Genomic DNA, 16,654 nt, shown 5'->3' on the forward strand with positions numbered 1-16,654 from the left:
AATTAATCCGAAACATCTCAAAAACTGGTTTACTAATTGCTGCTACTGTACCTCATAACATCCGGAAGTGCTGTATACCATTTTGGATTTTAGTAGTAGAATCTAAAAATAGTCTAATTGCTCCCCGCGCAGGTTTGCCCCAACTCCTAACTTACGCCTCTAAAAGTTTAGAATATCAAGAGTCTGTTTGGGGATTGGCAACTAGCGGCGAGTTTTATCAGTTTGTCAATATCCGCAGAGGAAATCCCCCAACCTATCAGCTAATGCCCTTTCTGACTTTGATGGAGTCCGACTCTTCAATTTTGTTGCTGCAAGTTTTAAAAGCTATTTGTAAACTATAAAAAAAGAGGCAGAGAAAATTCCCCGCCTCCATTCTGCAATGACTGTTAACCTAAAAGTTAGATTAGCCAGCCAATACTTTTTAGTAGCCTCTGGTGTTAGGCTTGTGGACGATGAAGCTGAGCACTTGGCATTGCTTCACGTTGTCAAAACCCATGACGCGGATGTAGCACGTCGGATTTTCTTGGCGGCAAGATTGAATTTCAGCCATGATTTCTTGGACGCTGCGAGCACCAAACAAAGGCAACTTCCACAAAGTCCAGTAGCGCATTTCAGCAGCAGAGGTTTCGTTGAATTCTACGCCGGGAATGTAGCCTTGATCCAGGATGTACTGGAGTTGCTTGGCAATTTGGGCGTCTGTCAGCGGGGGCAAATAGGACAGAGTTTCGTAACGACGCTCTTTAGGTAAAGTCTTCATTTTTTGTATCTCTAAGGTGTGTGTTCGATCGCACTTGTCGATCGATTAACTCGACAAATTATCTAGATTCGGTTCAGAATCTATTGAGGATGTTTCAGGATTACTGCTAGCCACAGACCAATTAAGTTGCGTAGTTCGCTCTAAATGCTGGCGTCTGTGTTCCATATTTGCCTGTTGAATGCCAGTACAAACCATTTCTGGCAAAAATTCCGTCACATCGTGAGCCAGATACTCTCGCACAGTCATGATCCGAAAGCCTAAATCTTGATTTTCCAAAAGCAACTCTTGAATATAAGCTTCTCCATCTTGGATTTTGCCCTTAGTGGAAAAGTCGTTCAACCAGATTGCCAGAGGAGGATTGGTTTCGCTCAACTGAGCGACCACAATCCGCACGGATTGATAGGTTAGGTAACTTGCCAGCACCTTAGCGGTGTCTTTCGCAACTTGTTTGAGATCCATTTTTGACCCCAGCTCCCTCAAATTTTAGATTTTGGATTTTAGATTTTGGATGCAAACTTACTTGTAAATCTTCTTCAAAGATAAAGACTTCCCAGCAAGTTTGCGACCTAAAACCTAAAATCTCAAACCAAAAATCCTTAAAGGGTATCCATTGCCTCGAACTCAAACTTGATTTCTTTCCAGAGTTCGCAAGCAACAGCCAGTTCAGGGCTCCACTTACAAGCTTCGCGAATAATGTCTCCGCCTTCGCGCATCAAGTTGCGGCCTTCGTTACGAGCTTGGACGCAAGCTTCCAAAGCAACGCGGTTAGCAGTTGCACCAGGTGCGTTACCCCAAGGGTGGCCCAAGGTGCCGCCGCCGAACTGTAAGCAGGAGTCGTCGCCGAAGATTTCCACCAAAGCCGGCATGTGCCAGATGTGGATACCACCAGAAGCAACCGGCATGACACCGGGCATGGAGGCCCAATCTTGGGTGAAGTAAATACCGCGGCTGCGGTCTTCTTCGATGTGGTCTTCGCGCATCAAGTCTACGAAGCCCATCGTGATGCCTTTTTCGCCTTCGAGTTTACCCACAACTGTACCGGAGTGCAGGTGGTCTCCACCGGACATCCGCAAGCACTTGGCAAGCACGCGGAAGTGGATACCGTGGTTTTTCTGACGGTCGATAACTGCGTGCATGGCGCGGTGAATGTGCAGCAAAATACCGTTGCGGCGGCACCATTTAGCCAAGGTGGTGTTTGCAGTGAAACCACCGGTCAGGTAGTCGTGCATGATGATGGGGGTTTTGATTTCCTTAGCGAACTCAGCCCGCTCCATCATTTCTTCGCAGGTAGGGGCGGTTACGTTGAGGTAGTGACCCTTGACTTCGCCGGTTTCTGCTTGGGCTTTTTCAATAGCTTCTTGAACGAACAAGAAACGATCGCGCCAGCGCATGAACGGTTGCGAGTTGATGTTTTCGTCGTCTTTGGTGAAGTCCAAACCGCCGCGCAGAACTTCGTAAACGGCACGGCCGTAGTTCTTAGCAGACAGACCCAATTTGGGTTTAATTGTACAGCCCAGCAAAGGACGGCCGTACTTGTTCAATTTGTCCCGCTCAACGGTAATACCGTGAGGAGGGCCTTGGAAGGTTTTCAGGTAAGCGATGGGAATCCGCAAGTCTTCCAAACGCAGAGCGCGCAGAGCTTTGAAACCGAACACGTTACCGACCAAAGAGGTCAGCAAGTTGGTGACGGAACCTTCTTCAAACAAATCCAAAGGATAAGCAATGAAGCAGATGTATTGGTTGTCTTCACCGGGAACTGGTTCGATGTCGTAGCAGCGACCTTTGTAGCGGTCGAGGTCGGTCAGGAGGTCAGTCCAAACAGTCGTCCATGTACCTGTAGAAGATTCAGCAGCCACAGCAGCTCCAGCTTCTTCGGGGGGAACTCCCGGCTGCGGTGTGACGCGGAAGGCAGCCAAAATATCTGTATCTTTCGGCGTGTAGTCCGGCGTGTAATACGTTAGTTTATAGTCTTGAACTCCGGCTTTATACCCAGCCTTTGATTGAGTTTGGGTTTGCGCGTAAGCCATATCTCGCTTCCTAGTATTCGCTTAATTTTTTTGCCCGATCGCAGGCTGTTAAAAATATATCAACAAAGTGTCACTCTCAAATTTTAATATTCTTTTAATCATCATAAGTATTATTTATTTTGCTTTACATTAGGCAAATATTTGTAACATATCTTATGAAATTCCAGTGGCGAAGGATGCAGGAGGAAAGGCTGGGGATCGCAGAGTGGGGGGGGAATTTTGATCGACCGAAAGATATTGTGCAGCGAGCCGAACAGCGGATCAATACGGTTTATGTAAAGAATTTAATACTTAAAAATCAGAATTGGTAAGGGGTAATGGGCCTGGGGGAAGTAGTTAGAAATACCTAAAGTTGTGGTTGGGAGTTAAGATCGATCTCAACTGTGATCCAGTATGCAATCTAAAATCCAAAATCCAAAATCTAAAATCTAAAATCCCGTGACTTCCAGAGCGCCAACTCAAAAATCGACAGCATACCACATAATATGGACAGGACTTGTGCTCTCAAACCAAATCCGTGGTTACAGCCATTTAACCTCGCTGAAAACCGGGTTTCTGCGTTAGCTGCGCGTAAGTCTACTATGGATATTTAGCCCCATTTTTACTCTGGTTGTGCCTCACCCCCCTTCAAAAGCCGTCCACTGCATCAATCCAGATTGCCCAAGGCCCTACCCTCAGACTTGGGGCAACAATTTTTGTCATAGTTGCGGAGCTCCCCTGCGACTAAAAAATCGCTACGTGCCTCTACAAAGCCTCGGTTCCGGGGGTTTTGCAGCAATTTTCACAGTTTGGGACACAGAAACAGAAACCGAGCGCGTACTGAAAGTGTTGCTCGAAACTTCCGCCAAAGCGCTGAAACTGTTCGAGCAAGAAGCTTGGGTTTTGGCACTTTTGCGACACCCAGGCGTCCCTAGAGTCGAGCCTGACGGTTATTTTCACGTCCAAACCCAAAATTTTGCAGGCGGGGATGGAAATCCTGCGGCGAAGCGACTGCCTTGTTTGGTAATGGAAAAGATTCACGGCAAAACTTTAGAAGAGGTTCTCGACGAGCACCCTCAAGGATGTCCACAGGAATGGGTGTTTAGTTGGCTGAGTCAAGCTGTGGAAATTTTAGAGGAGTTGCACAGGTGTCAGATTATTCACCGCGACATTAAACCCTCAAATTTGATGCTGCGAGACCCGGAATCGCCCCAAGTTTTGCTAAGCAAGGGTTTGGGCGGACTGCAATTGGTGACGATCGACTTTGGGGGAGTTAAACAGATGGGCGGTGTCGAATCCGTGGGGAAAGATTCTCCGAGTTCGACGCGGTTGATTTCGCCTGGGTACAGTCCCCCGGAACAAATTGTGGGAGGCGGTGTCGTGCCGGCAACGGATTTTTATGCGCTGGGGCGGACTTGCATTCACTTGCTGACGGGGAAGTATCCGGCGGAAATTGAAGATCCGATGACGGGGGAGTTGCGGTGGCGCCATATTGTATCGGTGAGTCCGCCTTTTGCTAATTTGTTGGACGATATGGTGCGATCGAATGTGCGGGAACGTCCGGCGACTGCTGGTGATGTTCGGGCGCGTTTGCAGGAGATTTATGCTAGGAGTAAGGGCAAAATCGCGCTCGCCCCAATGGGTCAAGCTATTGTAGAATTCTGCCGGCAAGTAGTGGTGGCAGGGGCGCAAAAAACGGCAAATTTGACGGTTTTGCTGTTCGGCGCGATCGCCCAAATCGTGGTAGCTTCTCTGGATACGGGCTGGGAAATGGTGCTGGGTGCCGTTGGTGGAAGTGCGGGGGCGATCGGCGGTTTGGTTTTGGGTTATGCTTCGCCTATTGGCCCGGAAATTGCCAGTTTTCTGAATGAAGGTTTGCAGCAATTAATGCCTAACATGACTTTCGCTGTGGGGCCGGAAGTGCTGCTGTTTGGGTTTGCGGGATTGGGAACTGCGATCGGTTTGACTGATGCGGGGAGTTTTCGCCAGCAAAAACAGTATTGGCTGTCTGGATTAATGGGAGCTCAGGGTTATTTGTTGGCGGGTTTGTGCTGGATGGAAGCAACAGCTTCTAGTGGTGTGCAGGGGGTTATTTTGGGAGCTTTTGCGATCGCTTCTTTGACTGTGGGAATGGGTTTGCGGAGTCATCAATTAGTTCACGCTTTGGTAGTGGCTGTTTTCTCTACGGGAATGTTTCTGTTTCTGAATGCGTGGAACATTTTTCCGGGGAGTTTCTTTGGGATTTTGTCACTGTCTAACGTTACCTTCGGCTGGCTGCAAGTTTGGGGTTCAATTGTGTTTTTTGGTTTGTTGGGAAGTGCGATCGGGCTTTGTTTGGGAGTCAGTCATTATTTAGTTGTGCCCGTGCTCAGGTGGTTGGGCTGGCGGTAGAAATTAACACCAAATCAATATGCTAATCGAGTCGTTGTCAATTAAATTTGTCTCAAGATTTTCAATGGTTGGTGCTCTGGCGATCGCCCTTGTCCTCAGCAGCCCCAATCTAGCCAAAGCCGAATCGCGAGAACAAGCCGTCGATCGATTGACCGATTTCTTATTCTACAGGGTTAATCCTCAGTTAAACAATCGCAAACTGCAAGCGGGCGATCGCGAATATAGCAATCAATGGCGGAGATTGCGCGAAGCGATCGATCCGCGAGTCAAGTCGGTACAAGAAGTCTGTTTTAGGCCAGCCCCAGAAGAGACAGGATGGGAATTCACGACAATTAACGGCGAAACCTACGAACAAACCTACGATATACTTGCAGATACAATTTTTTACAGCCGCCATCCTCAACGAACCGGACAGCCAATTCCCAAAAGCGATCGGATCGGCATTAGTGAATGGTCAGCAATTCGACGCGAAATGTATATTTCCAATTGTGGACTGTGAGATTCGATCGCCTTACAGCGCAGCATTTATCGAAGATAACTCCTAGAGTAGAGGTCATCTCTACATAACTCTGTAAAAAGAAAGGTTTTTAACCGATGAGTATGAAAAGTTGGATATGCGATCGCACTCTTATTACAACCAGAATTATTGCACCATTGATGGGACTAATCGCCATTGGATATACAAGTTGTGCCGATGCAGCCCCACAGCAACAATTTCCCAGCATAAATAGTGCGAAAGTCGATACAGGAAGTCAAAAATATTACATCAATAATTCCGAAGAAAATTCAACAATCGAGGCTTTAAATAAAAAAGTTCAAGTCAGCCTTGAAAATTCTGTAAATTCCCCTAAAAAAATACCTCTTCAACAAGGTATGCCATACAAAGAGGCGCGTCAAATCCTGATTCAACAAGGGTGGCAGCCCAGCTTACAAGGTCAACCTAACCTCAGAGATCGTTCGGTTAAAGAGCTATTTGATTTGGGATATAAAGAGATTAAGGATTGTTCGGGCACAGGAGAGGGGCCTTGTCGTTTTGAGTTTATCAATCAACAAGGAGAACTGCTAGTTATAGTCGCTACGACAAGAGGTGCTGAAAATACAAAACGTTTTGTGAGGAATTGGTGGATTGAGAAAAAGACAGATAACCATCAACAAAAATCGTCATCAAACATAATTGAAGAAGGTCGTTATTGGTTGGGAGGTACGGATCAGGGTTTAGAGGTCAAAGGAAAACAATATCGATATTATGACGAGTCTAATATCGAGCGACCGTGGCAACCTCTCTCTGAGTTACAATCTATCAAAAAAGGCGTTGTGTTTGATGGTAAAAATTATTGGTGTTTATCTACTCTAGCACCTCAAACAGGAGGAAGTTCTTGTTCTAGAGATGGATGGCAACAAAAGATTTATCACCAGCTATATCGGAGAGATCGATAATTTTTATTGGGTTTAATCGTGCTAATTAAATTACTTTCAATTAAGTCAAGATCGAAGTTTTTAGGGGTGTGTGCATTAGCTATAGCCCTTGTACTCGGTGGTTCCAATCTAGACAGTGCTACAGCGCGCGATTTAGAATCGCGAGAACAAGCTGTGGATAGGTTGACGGATTGGTTTTTTTATAGAGTGAATCCTCAATTAGGAGGTCGCAAATTGCGATCTGACGATTCTTCTGCCTACATCCGCGAATGGAATGCTATTCGTAGTACAGTCGATCGAGAAATGATTACTACACAAGGAGATTGCGTCGGTGATGCTTTCTGGGACTTCGATTATCGTTCTCATGGGCGATCGCTCGATCGGATTGCAGATACAATTTGGGATATCCGCGATCCATCGGGTGACAAAACTCGTGCAGATGTTTCTAAACAAGAATGGCAGAAGCTTCGTAACTCAATAAGTAGAGAACATTTTTGCTATTAATTTGCCAGATTTGTCAACCCAATTTAAACAATAAAGAACAACAGCGCTCTCAGTTACAAATATTGTTAAAATATAGATATAATATGTACCCTAAATTGTACGATCGCTCAGTTAAGTTTAACTTTAGTTGGTGAAATCCAAGGAAATACAGCAATAGGATCTAGACTATTTCGTCTGTTCAAAAATGTTGGTCTTGCCGTAGCTGGACGAGAAGGCAGGTATGATTGTGTAGAACGTCCCGCAGGAGAAAAACCTTGACTTGGCTTAATTATCCAGGAAAATTTGGGTTGAGAAGGGAACTTGAAAAATCAGGGGTTAATTCTTTTGCCCGCAGAGGGAATGCAAAGTTATTTTCGCGTATACAATTTATCTAATTTTCTCATCTTACTCTTAGTCCCCCCTCTGCTGGAACGAAAGTTGGACTCTTAAGCGATTTCAATAGCAAAATGATAAATAATATAACCTACGATCGCCCGGATTTGATATCATAAGTAATACCCAGAAAAAATATTATATTTTTGCACTAAAATGTCAGTCACTACTCATCAATTAATTCAGTGGAAACAACAACAGCGACCAATTGTTGCCCTGACAGCTTATGATTATGCGATCGCCCAACTCATAGACCAAGCAGGCGTAGATATCATCCTAGTCGGCGATTCCCTCGCCATGACAGTCTTAGGCTACGACACAACCCTACCGCTAACCCTCGATGAAATGCTGCACCACGCTAAAGCAGTGCGCCGTGGAGTTAAACAAGGATTAATTGTGGTCGATTTGCCGTTTTTGACTTACCAAGAAAGTCCCCAGCAAGCCATGCACTCGGCGGGGAGAGTTTTGAAAGAAACCGGCGCTCAAGCTGTAAAATTAGAAGGTGGATATCCAGCAATGGCAGCCACAGTTTTGCAGCTAACATCCGCCGGAATTCCAGTTATGGGCCACGTCGGTTTAACTCCGCAGTCGGTACACCAACTCGGCTACAAAAAACAAGGAAAAACGGTCGAAGCAGCCGATCGCATCATAGCAGAGTCGATCGCACTTCAAGAAGCCGGTGCCTTTGCGATCGTCTTAGAACACATTCCCGCAGACTTAGCCGCTCAAATTACCCAAAAATTAACTATTCCCACCATTGGTATCGGCGCCGGGCCGCACTGCGACGGACAAGTATTAGTTACTTCCGATTTGCTGGGACTTTCCGAAAAACAGCCACCTTTTGCCAAAGCTTACGCCAATTTGCGAGAAACAATTACCCAAGCTGTGAAAGATTATTCCCTTGAAGTTAGAGAAGGCAAATTTCCCGAATAGGTTCGTAGTGAGGGCTTGAACCCTTAAAAATCAGGACTAAAATCCTCACTACAAACCTAATTTACACTTTGGGCTGGCCCTCTTCCTCTTTATCCTTCTCAACAGCTTCATCCTCAGATTGACCAACCCCTTCCTTAAAACTCCGCAGCGTTTTGCCCAAAGCATTTCCTAACTCAGGAATCTTCTTGGGACCGAAAATTAGTATGGCAACCACCGCAATAATGCCCATTTCGGGCAATCCCAGACCAAACATACAAAATCTCCTCTAAAACTTGCTCGATCTTAAGTCAATCTTAAGTCAATCTACTGATATTGTTAAAGTATCTACCTTTTTTCCTGCATCCTGCAACAGTAGAATCAAGTTTAATTAAGCTATCCCCCGATAAATAAGAATGTTAGATATATCCCAGCCTTCTCTACGCGAGCAACAGCACCATCTCATCCGCGATTTAGCAGACCGGATGGAAGCAGTATGGCACCGCTATCTCGACCTCGAACCCTACCACCTGCCCGCTGAATTGGGATACGTAGAAGGCCGCTTGGAAGGAGAAAAACTGATCATTGAAAACCGCTGCTATCAAACGCCCCAGTTCCGCAAAATCCACCTCGAACTCGCTAAAGTCGGGCCGGTACTTGACATTCTGCACTGCGTGATGTTTCCCAGACCGAATTATGCTTTGCCAATGTTCGGTACGGATATAGTAGCAGGCAAAGGTCAAGTTAGCGCCGCGATCGCAGACCTTTCTCCCCTCAATCGAGATCGAACTTTGTCGGAAACCTACCGAACCCAACTGGAAATTTTGCCCCTCAAGCAATTTTCTTGTCCCCGCCAAATTCCCGAATGGGGGGATATTTTCTCAGAATTTTGTCTGTTTGTGCGGCCAGAGTCGATCGAAGAAAACAGTCGGTTTTTGGATATTGTTGAATCCTACGTTGAAATTCACTGCAAACAGGCAGTCGCTTCCGAACCTGTCTCTGCCACCGAAGCATCGGAAATTCTCGACGCTCAAATTTACTACTGCACCCAGCAGCAGCAAAACGACAAAACCCGCCGCGTACTCGAAAAAGCTTTCGGTCAAGATTGGGCAGAACATTACATGACCGAGGTGCTTTTTGATATCCCTAAATAGCTGAAATTGGTTTACAATACTTAATAGTAGGTGGGCAAAACTTAATTAGGAAATCACCTACTTTATAAGTCATGGGAAAGGAATCACGGGTCAAGGATAAATCATTTTTAAAACCCCCAGGGCGAGGAATCATCGGTTTAGCGATCGCCGCCACTGTTATTACCACAGGAGTCGGTTTTTGGCAAGTATCTCAACTTAAAAAAGCCGAAGAGTTACAGGCGGCGGCTGCAACGGCGGCTGCAACTTCCGTCGCCACCCGCAACAGCGTTACCGCTTTGGGTAGGTTGACTCCGCAGGGGGAAGTTATCAAATTGTCGGCCCCTTCGGCGTCGGAGGGAGCAAGAATTGAACTGTTGCAGGTGGAAGAGGGCGATCGAGTCAGTCAAGGACAAATCATAGCAGTTCTCGATACGCGCGATCGGCTCCAAGCAATCCTCCAACAAGCCGACAAAGAAGTCAAAGTCAAACAAGCAGAATTAGCGAAAATTCAAGCAGGCGCAAAAACAGGTGTTGTCGGCGCTCAAAAAGCAGAAGTTGCCAAGTTTGAAGCACAAGTGCAAAGAGAAACTGAAGGCGAAGCAGCCAATGTTGCCCGCTTAGAAGCTCAACTGCGAAGAGAAACCGAAGCTGAACAAGCTAACGTCGCCAAATTCGAGGCCGCGCTGCAAAGAGAAACCGAAGCCGAACAAGCTAATCTTGCTAAATTTGAGGCACAACTAGAAAGAGAAACAGAGGTGCAGCAATCGAAATTGGCTAGGCTAGAAGCTCAATTGCGCGGCGAAATTGCCTCTCAAAACGCTACAGTCGATCGGCTAAAAGCCGAATTAACCAACGCCGAAGCCGAGGAAAAACGCAATAAAGAACTCTCAGAAACAGGCGCAATTTCTGCTTCCGCCTACGACACCAAACGTTTAGCAGTAGAGACCGCTCGCCAGAGAGTAAAAGAAGCTCAAGCTGTATTAGAAAAAACCGTGCAAACTTTGCGTGAGGAAATAGTCGAAACTAAAGCCACAGTCAAACAAACAGTAGAAACAGGCAAGCAGGAAATCAATCAATCCCGCGCCAATCTCAGACGCAAGTTAGAAACAGGTAGGCAGGAAATTAACCAAGCCAGAGCCACCTTAAATCAAAAGATAGAAACTGGTAGAGAACAAATCAATCAAGCCGAAGCAATACTCAAACAAAAAGCAGAAACAGGCCAAGAACAAATCAATCAAGCCAAAGCAAATCTAGACCAAATTGCCGAAGTCCGCCCCGAAGATGTGCAAGCCGCCCAAGCCGCCGTCGAAAGTGCGATCGCCACCAAACAAAAAGCTCAAGTAGACTTAAACTTAAGTTACGTCAAAGCACCCGTATCCGGCTACATCCTCAAAGTTCACAGCCGACAAGGAGAACGTGTCAACACTCAAGACGGCATCGTAGAACTAGGCGGCACCGACCAAATGTACGCCGTAGCAGAAGTTTACGAAACCGACATTCCCAAAGTGCGAAACGGCCAGCGCGCAACAGTCACCAGCCCGGTTTTTGCAGGCACTTTGGCAGGAACCGTCGCTCGCATTGGCAAACAAATCGGCAAAAAAGATGTCCTTAATACAGACCCCGCCGCCGACACCGACGCGAGAGTTATCGAAGTAAGAATTCGCCTCGATCCGGAATCGAGCAAGAAAGTTGCAACCCTAACAAACTTGCAGGTTGAAGTGAAAATAGACATCTAAAATGGGTAATTGGTAATTGGTAATATCATGTCCGATCGAGTGACCGCGATTAAAAGGGCGGGTTTTTGAGATTGTCAATTATTGGCAGATATTTTGCGTAAACCCGCCCCTACTGTATTATGGGTAATCGACGGGACATAATATAATTGGTAATTGGTAATTGGTCAGAGGAGTTCTTCCCTCTTCCTCCTTCCTTATTCCTTCTTCCTGACATCCGTTACATCCGTTACATCCGTTACATAATCCGTTGCCGAACTTCCTTCATTGTATGGCCAAAATACCACTAGCTTGGGCACAATTAACCCGCGAAAAAATGCGCTTAGCCGTCGCACTAGCCGGCATTGGCTTCGCCGACTTGCTAATGTTTATGCAGTTCGGGTTTAGAGACGCGCTATTTGAAAGCTCCATCACCTTTCACTCACAGTTAAAAGGAGATATTTTTATCACCAGCACCCAGTCTACGGCTTTAATAGCCATGAAAAGTTTTCCCCAGCGTCGCTTGTATCAAGCTTTGAGTTTTGACGGTGTTACAGCAATTAGTCCCGTATATTTAGGCTTTGGATTGTGGAAAAACCCCGACCCCAACCAGCGAAATACTCGGCAATTGATGGTAATTGGTTTTGACCCCGCTCATCCCATCTTTGATCTGCCTGAAATCCAAAATAATTTGGACAAAATCAAAATTTCAGATGTGGTTTTATTTGACCAAGCTTCCCGGCCGGAGTTTGGGCCGGTAGCAGAATATTTCAAACAGGGAAAAGTTGTTGAAACTGAAGTTGACAATCGCCGCGTTAGGGTAGATGGTTTATTTAGTATAGGAGCCTCTTTCGGTGCCGACGGAAATCTTGTCACCAGCGATTTGAACTTTCTGCGGATTTTTTCGACGCGGAGAACAAGAGGTTTAATCGATATAGGTATTGTTCACTTGCAGCCGGGAACAGATGTTAAGGCTGTTGTTGATAAAATGAGGGCAACTTTGCCGAAAGATGTGATAATTTCTACTAAAGAAGAGTTTGTAGATTTTGAAAAAAAATATTGGCAGGAAAGTACCTCAATCGGATTTGTTTTCACTCTCGGCGCGGCAATGGGATTTATCGTTGGGATAGTGATTGTTTATCAAATTCTTTATACTGATGTTACCGATCATTTACCAGAATACGCGACGCTGAAGGCGATGGGATATAAGGACATTTACTTTTTGGGTGTGGTGTTTCAAGAGGCTTTGATTTTGGCAATTATTGGTTATTTGCCAGGGTTTGGAGTTTCTTTGGTGCTGTACAATTTAGGGAGAAGTGCTACGAGTTTGCCGATGTATATGACTTTGGCGAAAGCTATGACTGTTTTTATTATGACAGTTGTCATGTGTGCTGTGTCGGGGGCGATCGCGGTTAGGAAATTGCAGGCGGCTGATCCGGCAGATATTTTTTAAATTAGGTAATGGGCGCAGCGTAGCGGAGGGAATTGGTAACTTGACCAAAATAATGGGCGATCACACTTTATGAGAGACAGTCCGTCACCAGAAGAAATGCGTAGGCGCAGCCCGTCGCAGACATCGCTCAGGATGAAGGATTCGACGAGGTGCGATCGCTCTACTAAGATGGGGAAGGAAGGGGCGATCGCTTTTTCGCTCTAGAGTCGCTTGCGAGTGGAACGAAGTGAAACGAAACAATCGCAAGCATTTTGTTAATTACATTTCGTTACATGACTTGGTTTATTTGCACCTACTCAGTTATGCCTTGCTAATTCATTAGCTAATGCTACAACATGACTTGGTGACCATACAATAACATTCGTGAAATTATCATACTCTCGTGGAGTAAGAAGTGAGAAAGCTCCTCCTTGATAAAGTGCTTGGACAACAGTCGTAGAACAATTTTGACTTAAAGTTATCCATCGTGAATTTGGATCGTTACTCAACTCATTCCACCATTCTTTTATTTTTTGAGTGTCAATGCGTACATTATTGTTAATGCCTACAGCATTTAGAGCAATTGTGTATTTCGGTTGTCTTCCATTTTCACTTTTTACGTCATCTTCAAATCTTCTAGGTAATATTGGTGGTGCCGAATACAGTTCTCCCAGAAGAGCCATATTTTTAAATTTTACAGGCAATTTTCGGTTTGTTTGTTCTGAAGGCCACCAACTTATATATGTGTCCTCGTCGAGTTTCAATGAAGCATGTCCCCATGCCATGTTGAAATAATCATATGCCCAAACGTATACGGTAACAGTTTTTTTCTTGGATTTTGGTTGCAGGAATATTAATGGCACAGTTGCTATTATAACAGCCACAACAGCAAAAAAAGCAAACAAAGGATTACGTTTTTGAGCATAGTTTTCGTCAGTGGTGAAATATGGCATCCACATCTTTGAAGAAACAGCACCAGCGTCATTCAAACTCTCCATCACCGAACCTGATGCAGCCCCCTTATAACCGATAATTGACCATGACCATTGGTAGCCCAAATTGTAAATCTGGCTACCACCTATGGATGCACAAGCTCTTCTTGCTCGTTCTGTCAAATGAGCGGTGGCTTCGCCCATAACTGCTATGGCTACAACCCGTCCTAGTGGTAGCGATTCTATGAACTGAGCGAAAGTATCTGCCGCTTCTGAACTGGCATAGGTATCGTAATTTTGGGCTGATAGCAGTGCACCATTTAATTCATTAAAAATGATGACATTCAATCCGCGCCTATAGCCTCCCTCAATGGGTACAACAGTACCATTTTCAAATATCGCAGCCATATTTCCTGAATTACAACCAGCAGATTTAGCTACTAAATAGGAGCCAAACATCGCCTCAGATGTGGGGTTGATCCAATCATGGCAGATAGCTGTTGCACTATTGGACATCGATTCAGATACGATGCCCGGTATGGCTCCTTTTTTACCGACGATCGCCCAAGAACCACGGTATTCAAGCTGGCGAATTAAAGAACTACCGATCGATTCACAAGCAGCTTTTGCCCGTTCTGTCAATTGACCAGTGGCTTCATCCATAACTGCTATGATAACCAACTGTCCATCGCTTGCATCCTCAATTAATTGAGCGAACTTTTCAGATTGCGCGGTATTCAGATAGGTATCAAAATTGCAGGCACGCTGAACATGACCAGTGGGTTCGAGCATGACAACGTTTAGACCCCTTTGATAGCCATTTGGCATATTGACCGGGATACCGTCGATAGCGATTTGCGCGGAATTGCCAACAGCACAACCTGCCGATAACACGGTGATAGTATGGAATGGCTTGAGAGTCTCTTGGGAAAGCGGAAAGCGGAATGACAAAGCCGCACATCCGTCGCTTCTTAAGATTTCGGGAACAGAACCGGGCGCGGCTCCTTTCCGACCAATGAGGGTGAATGAATCCCGATATCCCAAATTATGTATCAACGAGCTTCCGAGAGACTGACACGCTCGCCTCGCCGCATCTGTCAGGTTGGACGATGCCTCATCCTTAACCGCAATCGCCACAATAGAGCCAACGGAAACATTCTCAATGAATTGAGCGAAAGCTTGAGCTGCATCAATATTTCCATAAACATCAAAGCTTTTTTTGTCCGTGACAGTCCCCGTATCTGGGTCAATCACGACAACATTTAAACCTCGCTGAGTTGCAGCAGAATCAAAGACGGGTAGATCATCGACAAATATTTCGGCATCCTTACCAAAGTTACCTCCTGCCGACCGCGTTGAGATAGAGAAACCATTTTCTTGTTGTGTGAGCGGAATCAACCAGTTAGAACAGTGAGCTTTACCAGTATTAGACAAGGATTCGGCAGCATTTCCTTTAGAATTACCCTTGCGACCAACGATCGCCCAGGAACCACGATCTCCAAGCTGGCGAATTAAAGAACTACCGATCGATTCACAAGCGATTTTTCCGCGCTCTGTCAAATGGCAAACGGCTTCATCGGCGACAGCAATAGCCACGATGCGACCTAGTGGGAGTGATTCAATAAATTGAGCGAAGGCATCTGACAGGGAATCACCCACGTGAGTGTCGAAGCTTCTGGAATCTAATATTGCTCCGGTGTTTTCATCGAATACAATAACGTTCATACCCCGTTGGTACCCCCCGTTAATGAGGATTTCAACACCATTGACTAAGATTGAGGCTGAATTACCAACATGGAACCCTGCCGATCTGGCTTCGATCTCGAATCCATTGTCGTTCGTTGATTGAAGGGTAATCTGATGCTCTAGAGTGACCGCTGACGTGCTAGAAAGCTCTTCTCGACTGATTCCAGGAGCGGCACCCTTTTGACCGATAATAGCCCATGAATTACGATCGCCCAAATTGTAGATTTGACTGCTACCGATAGTTTGACAAGCACGTTTGGCACGCTCTGTCAAATAACAAGCGGCTTCATCTGCTACCGCGATCGTGACGATACAGCTGATCGGAAGTGCCTCGATCGCTTCCGCAAATGCCGTTGAGTCCTGTTCGCTAACATGAGTATCGAAGTGGCGAAACCAGAGCTTTTCCCCGGTAGTCTCGTTCAAAACTGCCACATTTAAACCACGTCCGTAATCCCCATCTCCTATATCTTGCCCATTTACTTTTATCGATGCGGAATTACCAAATAAGTATCCCTTTGATAGAACTTCGATGCTTAGCTTATCCATTTCTTATCTTTCCTTTTGTTAAATATATTTCTGTATGTATTTTGATCGATCTGCTTACATAAAGCAACCGAAGTTCACGAACTTAAGAACAAATCTAAAACTTCCTATTATCACTTTCCTAAAGTGGCATTAGAAAGCATTTTAATCACTACTAAATTCAACTCCCTTTTCTGCTTCTGCACTTAAAATTGATAAATTAACCTTAACTTCGGTCTCTACTTGTAGAAGCTAAATCATCAGGAGATAAAGAGGAGGGAGCGCCCTTCTCGCCCTTCTACCCCTCAATCTCATCATCAGCCCCTCTGAGTACAATTGGATCGGATACAGGCAAGCGCGACCATCCATGACACCGAGCCGCCGATATTCGCAAACGCGCGCACTCATTGAGCAGTTATCTCCAGAGCGGTTAACTGCCAATACCTCTTTGCTGACTAGCGGGTACTAACTTCCTTAAATTAGGAAAAAATTCTTAACTTCTGCATCTGAAAATTATGATAAGATAAAAATAAATATTGTGCCTCTACTCCAGTCAGTCTTCCAACCTTAACTTCCCTTAACAATCTGGACAAGTATCATCTCTCCTTTGTAACTATCTATTAAGATTAGACTTTTTAACAAAAGACCTTGGATGGGTGAAGCGCTCAAATAAAAACTTGGTCGATTGGTAAATAACCCCATATACTTCGCCTTGAAACATTTTAAAGACTGACTTTGGCAAAAAGTCTATTCACAGAAGGGTGTATCTGGCCTGTATAGCACAGGCAGATTGTTTCACGTGTTTTATCAGCGTATTTAAAA

At 45.3% G+C, this 16,654-nt stretch carries 15 protein-coding genes and 1 pseudogene; 11 read left to right on the forward strand and 5 right to left on the reverse strand.

Annotated features, from left to right (window positions below):
- A pseudogene (locus QUA43_RS25030) lies at positions 1-341 on the forward strand (hypothetical protein); the annotation flags it as partial.
- A gap of 80 nt (positions 342-421) precedes the next feature.
- On the opposite strand, the gene QUA43_RS25035 reads toward QUA43_RS25030, so the two are convergent.
- The 3 genes from QUA43_RS25035 to QUA43_RS25045 all read right to left on the reverse strand — a co-directional run bounded on the left by QUA43_RS25035 (position 422) and on the right by QUA43_RS25045 (position 2,784).
- A complete protein-coding gene (locus tag QUA43_RS25035; RefSeq protein WP_333228670.1) occupies positions 422-757 on the reverse strand; it encodes a ribulose bisphosphate carboxylase small subunit in 336 nt (111 codons plus the stop codon).
- Positions 758-802: 45 nt separating this feature from the next.
- Positions 803-1,216 carry a RuBisCO chaperone RbcX gene (gene rcbX, locus QUA43_RS25040; RefSeq protein WP_333377345.1) on the reverse strand — a complete coding sequence of 138 codons (414 nt, stop codon included), beginning with the start codon at positions 1,214-1,216 and terminating at the stop codon, positions 803-805.
- A 137-nt stretch (positions 1,217-1,353) separates the two neighbouring features.
- Positions 1,354-2,784, reverse strand: coding sequence for a form I ribulose bisphosphate carboxylase large subunit (locus tag QUA43_RS25045; RefSeq protein ID WP_333377347.1), 1,431 nt, complete (start codon positions 2,782-2,784; stop codon positions 1,354-1,356).
- 155 nt (positions 2,785-2,939) lie between these two features.
- On the opposite strand from QUA43_RS25045, the gene QUA43_RS25050 reads away from it, so the two are divergent.
- The 6 genes from QUA43_RS25050 (at position 2,940) to panB (ending at position 8,379) form a co-directional block, all read left to right on the forward strand.
- Positions 2,940-3,095 (forward strand): hypothetical protein, encoded by a 156-nt coding sequence (locus QUA43_RS25050; protein ID WP_333377348.1) that lies wholly within the window; start codon positions 2,940-2,942, stop codon positions 3,093-3,095.
- Positions 3,096-3,396: 301 nt separating this feature from the next.
- Entirely contained in the window at positions 3,397-5,154 is a 1,758-nt protein-coding gene (locus tag QUA43_RS25055) for a serine/threonine-protein kinase (protein WP_333377350.1), read from the forward strand.
- 64 nt (positions 5,155-5,218) lie between these two features.
- The gene (locus QUA43_RS25060) at positions 5,219-5,653 is read left to right on the forward strand and encodes a hypothetical protein (RefSeq protein WP_333377351.1); all 435 of its coding nucleotides are present in this window, start codon (positions 5,219-5,221) and stop codon (positions 5,651-5,653) included.
- Between the two features lie 95 nt (positions 5,654-5,748).
- Entirely contained in the window at positions 5,749-6,591 is an 843-nt protein-coding gene (locus QUA43_RS25065) for a hypothetical protein (protein ID WP_333377353.1), read from the forward strand.
- A 66-nt stretch (positions 6,592-6,657) separates the two neighbouring features.
- Entirely contained in the window at positions 6,658-7,074 is a 417-nt protein-coding gene (locus QUA43_RS25070) for a hypothetical protein (protein WP_333377355.1), read from the forward strand.
- 528 nt (positions 7,075-7,602) lie between these two features.
- Positions 7,603-8,379, forward strand: a complete 777-nt coding sequence (gene panB, locus QUA43_RS25075; RefSeq protein ID WP_333377357.1) for a 3-methyl-2-oxobutanoate hydroxymethyltransferase — start codon at positions 7,603-7,605, stop codon at positions 8,377-8,379.
- 61 nt (positions 8,380-8,440) lie between these two features.
- Here the strand turns inward: panB and tatA are convergent, their stop codons facing one another.
- A complete protein-coding gene (tatA, locus tag QUA43_RS25080) occupies positions 8,441-8,632 on the reverse strand; it encodes a twin-arginine translocase TatA/TatE family subunit (RefSeq protein WP_006632937.1) in 192 nt (63 codons plus the stop codon).
- A 139-nt stretch (positions 8,633-8,771) separates the two neighbouring features.
- Between tatA and QUA43_RS25085 the strand changes: the two genes are divergently transcribed.
- From QUA43_RS25085 to QUA43_RS25100, 4 genes are all read left to right on the forward strand, one after another.
- Positions 8,772-9,509 (forward strand): phycocyanobilin:ferredoxin oxidoreductase, encoded by a 738-nt coding sequence (locus QUA43_RS25085; RefSeq protein ID WP_333377358.1) that lies wholly within the window; start codon positions 8,772-8,774, stop codon positions 9,507-9,509.
- Between the two features lie 71 nt (positions 9,510-9,580).
- Positions 9,581-11,224 (forward strand): HlyD family efflux transporter periplasmic adaptor subunit, encoded by a 1,644-nt coding sequence (locus QUA43_RS25090; protein ID WP_333377360.1) that lies wholly within the window; start codon positions 9,581-9,583, stop codon positions 11,222-11,224.
- 268 nt (positions 11,225-11,492) lie between these two features.
- Complete coding sequence (devC, locus tag QUA43_RS25095) at positions 11,493-12,653, forward strand: ABC transporter permease DevC (protein ID WP_333377362.1); 1,161 nt, start codon at positions 11,493-11,495, stop codon at positions 12,651-12,653.
- 69 nt (positions 12,654-12,722) lie between these two features.
- Positions 12,723-12,857 (forward strand): hypothetical protein, encoded by a 135-nt coding sequence (locus tag QUA43_RS25100; RefSeq protein ID WP_333377363.1) that lies wholly within the window; start codon positions 12,723-12,725, stop codon positions 12,855-12,857.
- Between the two features lie 92 nt (positions 12,858-12,949).
- Here QUA43_RS25100 and QUA43_RS25105 read toward each other — a convergent pair whose 3' ends face one another.
- Positions 12,950-15,856, reverse strand: coding sequence for an interleukin-like EMT inducer domain-containing protein (locus QUA43_RS25105; RefSeq protein ID WP_333377365.1), 2,907 nt, complete (start codon positions 15,854-15,856; stop codon positions 12,950-12,952).
- Positions 15,857-16,654: the final 798 nt, after the last annotated feature.

The organism is Microcoleus sp. N9_B4 (assembly GCF_036701635.1).
Taxonomy (GTDB): Bacteria; Cyanobacteriota; Cyanobacteriia; order Cyanobacteriales; family Microcoleaceae; genus Microcoleus.